Raw genomic sequence first — 6,227 nt, 5'->3', positions numbered from 1 at the left:
ACCCTTGCTTTTATATGATGATCGCAAAGCCTAAAGCACAAGAACTTGGGAGGAAAGGACTCCAAGTTTCAATGATGGTCTTTAATCTCTGCTCTGGCAGCAAGATGGATATTTCTTCTCTATTACGCTTGATTATTGAATGTGTCGCTCTGAACATTCAATCAGGATGAACAACCTTCCACTTAAAACCTTGAAAAAATTTCTCATCAAAAAAACCAATTCTGAACGGCGGCCTTTTTTTAAGTCGAAGTTTGATTCTGATCTCTTTCGTTGAAGAAGAAACGATCGCTTCTTCATTGTCGAGTTTGCTGAACTGAACCCGAAGCGGAACGCGAACCTCCAGGTCGTCAAAATTTTCGTAAGAAGGGAGTTGGGATTTTTCATCCACAAGTCTTTCGATGACGTTAAAAACCTGAAGTTCGGGCGCGAATATTTTCTCAGTTCCATTTTCAAGGGTGACGGTCAGATTATTTTTTAAATAGTCAGTTAGCCGGCTTTGCGGCCACTTTGAATAAAAAGGCATGCTTAAATAGACAGAGAAAACCAAATACTTTTCATGCAGTCCTTTAAGTTTTTTCAGCCTGCCCTGGTATTCTGTGGCTTCGAACTGTTCTTCCTGTGCGGTGAGTTCGAGGTCAATTTTATCAATTTCAGGCGTGATCCAATATGCACTCGAATTTCTTTTGAAAATCGGATCGCCTGTTTGCAAACCCTGCACTGCATTCAGCAATCCTAAAAAATATTCAGACGTAACAAGGCCGTCTGCTGAGTTTGTCAAACCGGATGTTTCTAATTGCGAAACCTGCACTTTGGGAGTGTTTGCGCAACCTGCCGCAAAAACCAATGCGAGTAGATGAATCAACCCGTTTTTAAGCAACCTGCCTGGTCTCTTGATAAGCATACTGCAATTGATAGAGTTTGTAATAAATCCCTTGCTCAGCCAGCAGCTCCTGATGCGTACCGGTTTCGCGAACTTCGCCTTTGTGCAGCACGATGATTCGATCGGAGTTTTTTATGGTTGAAAGCCGGTGAGCGACCACCAGCGAAGTGCGATTCTGCATTAAACGCTGCAGGGCGTCCTGAATCAGGAGTTCGGTCTCCGTGTCCACGCTTGAGGTCGCCTCATCTAAAATCAAAACCGCGGGATCAAAGGCAAGCGCTCGTGCAAATGCTAATAACTGCCTTTGTCCAACCGAAAGACTGCGGCCGCGTTCCTGCACCTGGTGTTCGTATTTGTCCGGCAGTTTTTGGATGAATGAATCTGCGTGCACATCTTTGGCGGCCTGGAAAAGTTGTGCGTCCGAAATTCTTTGATCTCCCAGACGGATATTCCTGGAAACCGTGCCGTCAAAAATAAAAACTTCCTGCAGCACCATTCCCATGTGTTCTCGAAGCTCCTGCGGAGAAAACTTGTTTATATTTCTGCCATCAAACAAAATTTCGCCCTTGGTGACTTCATAAAAGCGGAAAAGCAAACTCATAATGGTGGTCTTACCCGCCCCCGTCGCGCCCACAAAGGCAACTTTTTCACCGGCTTTGACTTTAAATGAAATATCTTTCAAAACAAAATCTTGGTCTTTATAAGCAAACCAGACATTTCGGAATTCTATCTCACCGCGGATTTTAGCGGGCTCACTCGCAAGTGCTGCTGACAATTCTTCGGGTTCTTTATCCAGCAGGCTAAAAATTCGTTCGGACGAGGCCATGGCCGATTGCATGATGTTGTATTTTTCCGAAAGATCCATAATGGGCCGGAAAAACATTTCGGCGTACTGAATGAAAGCCACGAGCGCGCCAAATGTCAATACCCCGTTAATCACTCTACCGCCTCCGTACCAGATAATCAGGGCGATTGCAATGGAACTGATCAGCTTAACCACAGGATAAAAAGTAGCATAGTAAAAAATCGTCTTTAAAAAAGCCTCCAGATAATCTTCATTCAGTTTATCGAATTTCTTGAAATTTTTGTGTTCGCGGTTAAAAATCTGCACCACCGCCATTCCGGTGATATTCTCCTGCAGAAACGTGTTGATACGGGCAATCCGCACCCGAATGAGCCGGTAAATTTCACGAACCAGTTTCTTGAACAAAAATGTGGCGTAAAAAAGCAGCGGCAGGACGGAAAAAGTAATCAGCGCTAATTTCCAGTTGAGCACTAAAAGTAAAATCACAATTCCGGCCAAGGTAAAAATATCTCCAAAAATTGCCACCGCGCCGGATGAAAGCATCTGGTGCAGGCTCTCAACATCGGTCGTCACCCGCGTGACCAGCCGCCCGACTGGATTTTTATCAAAAAATTTGACCGGCAGTTTTTGAATATGGGAGAAGATAGCGCTGCGCAAATCATACATTGCCTTCTGCCCGATCCATTGAACCAAATAGGTCTGCAAAAACTGCATCACAAATCCAACGATGAGCACGAAAGCAAATACCAAACAAATCGACGCCAGGCCGTCAAAATCCTGGGTCTCAATATATTTATCAATGGCAATTTTATAAAGGTATGGGCCGGCCAACTGTAGAACCGAAGCAGCGAAAAGGATGAGAACTGCAAGGGTCACAAAAAACCGATACGGCTTCAGGTAGGAAAGCAGCCGCCGCATCAAGCGGCTGTCGTAGGCTTTACCGAGGACTTCTTCTTCGTGTACACTCAAATATTTAAATTCCTAAATTTCTGTCTTTGCGAGGAGCGTAGCGGCGAAGCAATCTCCATCCTATTAATCAGCAGATTGCTTCGCTGAGAAACGCTCGCAACGACGATACAATATCGGCTCTAAAACCAAGCCAGCGACCAGCATCCAGCGACCAGCATCCAGCATCCAGCAACAAGCATCCAGCAACAAGCATCCAGTCTCAACACTCCTCAAGCTCTTGTTCCAAAAGCTGCTTCTCATGCAAACCGGCATAAACACCGCCGAGAACCAGCAGTTCATCGTGGGTGCCGCGTTCGGTGATTTCTCCATCCTCAACGACGATAATTAAATCCGCATCTTTGACGGTCGAAATCCGGTGTGAAACGATAATACTGGTTCGGTTGCGCATCACCTCTCGGAGCCGCCCGAGAATCGCTTCTTCAGTGTAAGTGTCCACTGCGGAGAGGCAATCATCCAGGATCAAAATGCGCGGTTGGCGCAGAACAGCGCGGGCGATGGCGGTTCGCTGTTTCTGGCCCCCGGAAATATTGATGCCCCGTTCGCCCAACATGGTCTCAAATTGATCCGGGAAATCCGCGACGTCTTTCTCAATCTGCGAGATCACCGCAGCCTCTTCGATTTCCTGCGGGGACGGCGATTCCACCCCAAAACTGATATTTGATTTAATCGTATCGGAAAACAAAAATGTGTCCTGTGGCACATAACCGATATTTCTTCGCAAAACCTCTAAAGGAATCTCCTGAATTTTCCGGCCGTCGATGAGCAGCTCACCTTCCTGCGGCTCAAATAAGCGCGGGATCAAATTAATCAGCGTCGATTTACCGCTGCCGGTCGGCCCGACGATCGCCAGGGTCATGCCCTTGTCAATTTTCAAATCGATGTTTTTTAAAATCGCCGTGCCATTGTAAGAAAAATTTACCCCGCGAAATTCGATTTCGCCGGAAATTTTTTCTATTGTCGAATCCGTGCGCTCGTCATTTTTAATATCCGGTTCGACCTCAAAAATACGGTTGATTCTGCCCATGGAGGCTGCGCCCTGCTGAATCAGGTTAATCACCCAGCCGAGGGCAATCATCGGCCAGGTTAAATTTGCCAGGTAAGCTGAGAACGCCACAAACTCACCCAATGAAATCTGATCTAAAATCACCAGACGACCGCCAAACCAGAGTACGATCAGGGAGCCGATGCCAACCAGAAAAGTCATCGCCGCCCACATGAAGCCGCGAATTTTTGCCAAACTCAAATTCAGGTTAATGTAATCCCGGTTCAGCGCTTTAAAACTCTCCGTTTCCGAAGCCTCCTGGACATAAGCCTTCACCACCCGAATGCCGGAAAGATTCTCCTGCACTTTGGAAGTAATTGCCGCATATTGCGTCTGAATTTTTGCATAAGCCTTGTGCAGTTTGCGCGCCATCCACCAGACAATCAACGCCATAATGGGAAACGGAATCATCGCCAACAGAGTGAGCTCAACATTGATGTGCCACATAATTCCGAATGCCGCCAGCGAAACAATCGTGGTCGAGGCATACATGATCGCCGGCCCCACCACCTGACGCACTGCTTCCAGGTCATTAGTAGCGCGCGCCATTAAATCGCCGGTTTTAAATTGTTGATAAAAAGACTGGGGAAGTTTCTGCAGATGACTGAGGAAATCGTTTCTGAGGTTATACTCGATCTTGCGCGACACCCCGATGATGGTCTGCCGCATCAGAAACCTGAAAATGCCCTCAATCAGGGCGACCCCGACCAGCAATCCGGCATACTTTAACAGAAGTTGGCTGGTGATTCCTGCCGTTAGTCGATCGATTGCAAACTTGAGCACCCATGGACCCAGCATCGAAAAACCGGTGGTAAAGAGCACAAAGAAGGCACCGATGATATACTGTTTTTTATAGCGGGAAAGATATTTTCTGAGGGTCTTTAATTCTTTGATTGCGGAGCTCCTCGCGAGGTTGATCCGTACAGCCAAAAGTGAGACGAAAAATACAAATTATAAAGATGATTTACAAGGGGAAAGTTATGAGTTCATTCATCCTCTTTGCGAGGAGCGTAACGACGAAGCAATCCCCGAGACAGGGCAAGGAGATTGCTTCATCCGCTATCGCGGATTCGCAAAGACGATACGTAGCTTGCTTTCTTTTGTCCGCTCCGGCTCCTCGCCCTGAAAAACGGGCAAGGGAGCCTGCGCGGGCTGCGGGCGCCACGTTCCGATTTATTATTATATTTCTTAAGGAAAATCGGCACGGGGTCGCCCTTCGCAGGAGTTGGGTTTCACCTAGCCTGTTCTGTGAAATAAAATAGCAGTCCGTACATTTTGAAGAATATTCAACCTTGCATCCGTTAGTTTGGCTGCGGTGGCTTTACAAATGGACTATGGGATTGGGGTATCGGCCTTTTTGGTTGCTTTATTGGGTGGCAGCTATCAATGTACTCTTTTCAGTGTTTTATATTGTGTCTATGCCAAAGCAGGTCAACAGGTATGGTGAGGCTAATTTCGGTGCAGCCAAATTGAGCAGAAACAGGCGTGGTACCAAACATATAAAAAACAGTCGCAGCCATTTTCTCGATACCTTCATCAATGCCTTCTATTTCAGTTTCATGCTCTTTTTTACCTTACGGTTAAAAGGCAACTTATTGACCTTTTTCGAGAAGCTAGAGAGGCAGCCAAAGCATCTAAAAACTACTCAGATTCTCAATTAAGCTTATCCGATGGAGCTGGAACACAACTTTTCAACGAACTCATTAGCATCCAAGGCTCCCTTGGTGTAATACTAGACAAGACTATCTTAAACCTGCTTACTGAACTTAATAAGAATATTAGACTACCACAAGCTATCTACACTGCTGGCTCACTTGGCCCAGACATAACAGCCTTCAACATCGACGTAGACGATGGAGCCTCTGGAGCTACAATTTCCGTAGTGGGTAGTGGAGACCCAGATTTTGATAATGCCAATTCACCTATTATCGCTAATGACGAAATAACTCTAACTAATGCCGAAGATGCAGTAAATAATGGCACTTTTACCGTTGCTAGCCGCACTTCCACTGTGATAACTCTAAGCGCCGTCATCTCTGGTGGTGTAGACAACGCTAATGATAAGACCGTCGTAATTACTACGGTAGAGAGAGCTTAAAAGGAGAAGAAAATGTCCGGAATAACCCAATCGTCTTTTGTGAAGGAATTCTCCGAAACAGTAACAACAGCATCCGAAACACTCGTCACAGTCGGCGACATTATCCTCCTTCATGGTGCTTATCGTGTGTTAGACTTCGAACTCAAGACTTCCGGCGGAACACCTGCCGCTATTGATACATTTGAACTACAGGTCCGTCAACATGGAGCGGATGGAGTTTTTATAACACCAGCTGCAATCGCTACATGGACAGGCCCGCAGGCTGATAGAATTTTCCGCGTTTCTACTAACCTGGCCGCTCTAGCCCATGCCACATCTGGAGATGCCTCCGTTCGAGTCGGCGTCGTCAATGCTGTTCGTTTCCAAGTCGCCTTTGCCGCTGGCGGAGCCAACATCGTTGTCGTTGTGAAAGGACTTGCGGCTTATGGTAGTT

At 46.5% G+C, this 6,227-nt stretch carries 4 protein-coding genes; 1 reads left to right on the top strand and 3 read right to left on the bottom strand.

What is annotated here, in order from left to right:
- Positions 1 to 157: 157 nt before the first annotated feature.
- The 3 genes from IH879_17795 to IH879_17785 all read right to left on the bottom strand — a co-directional run bounded on the left by IH879_17795 (position 158) and on the right by IH879_17785 (position 4,590).
- A complete protein-coding gene (locus tag IH879_17795) occupies positions 158 to 862 on the bottom strand; it encodes a hypothetical protein (protein ID MCH7676776.1) in 705 nt (234 codons plus the stop codon).
- Positions 863 to 869: 7 nt separating this feature from the next.
- Positions 870 to 2,603 (bottom strand): ABC transporter ATP-binding protein, encoded by a 1,734-nt coding sequence (locus IH879_17790; GenBank protein ID MCH7676775.1) that lies wholly within the window; start codon positions 2,601 to 2,603, stop codon positions 870 to 872.
- Between the two features lie 250 nt (positions 2,604 to 2,853).
- Positions 2,854 to 4,590, bottom strand: a complete 1,737-nt coding sequence (locus IH879_17785) for an ABC transporter ATP-binding protein (GenBank protein ID MCH7676774.1) — start codon at positions 4,588 to 4,590, stop codon at positions 2,854 to 2,856.
- Positions 4,591 to 5,806: 1,216 nt separating this feature from the next.
- Here IH879_17785 and IH879_17780 point away from each other — a divergent pair.
- Positions 5,807 to 6,227: hypothetical protein (locus tag IH879_17780; GenBank protein MCH7676773.1), on the top strand; the 421-nt coding region annotated here is incomplete at its 3' end.

This window comes from candidate division KSB1 bacterium (assembly GCA_022562085.1).
In the GTDB taxonomy this organism is placed as follows: domain Bacteria; phylum Zhuqueibacterota; class Zhuqueibacteria; order Oceanimicrobiales; family Oceanimicrobiaceae; genus Oceanimicrobium.
This window is presented reverse-complemented; position numbering and strand designations above follow the sequence as displayed.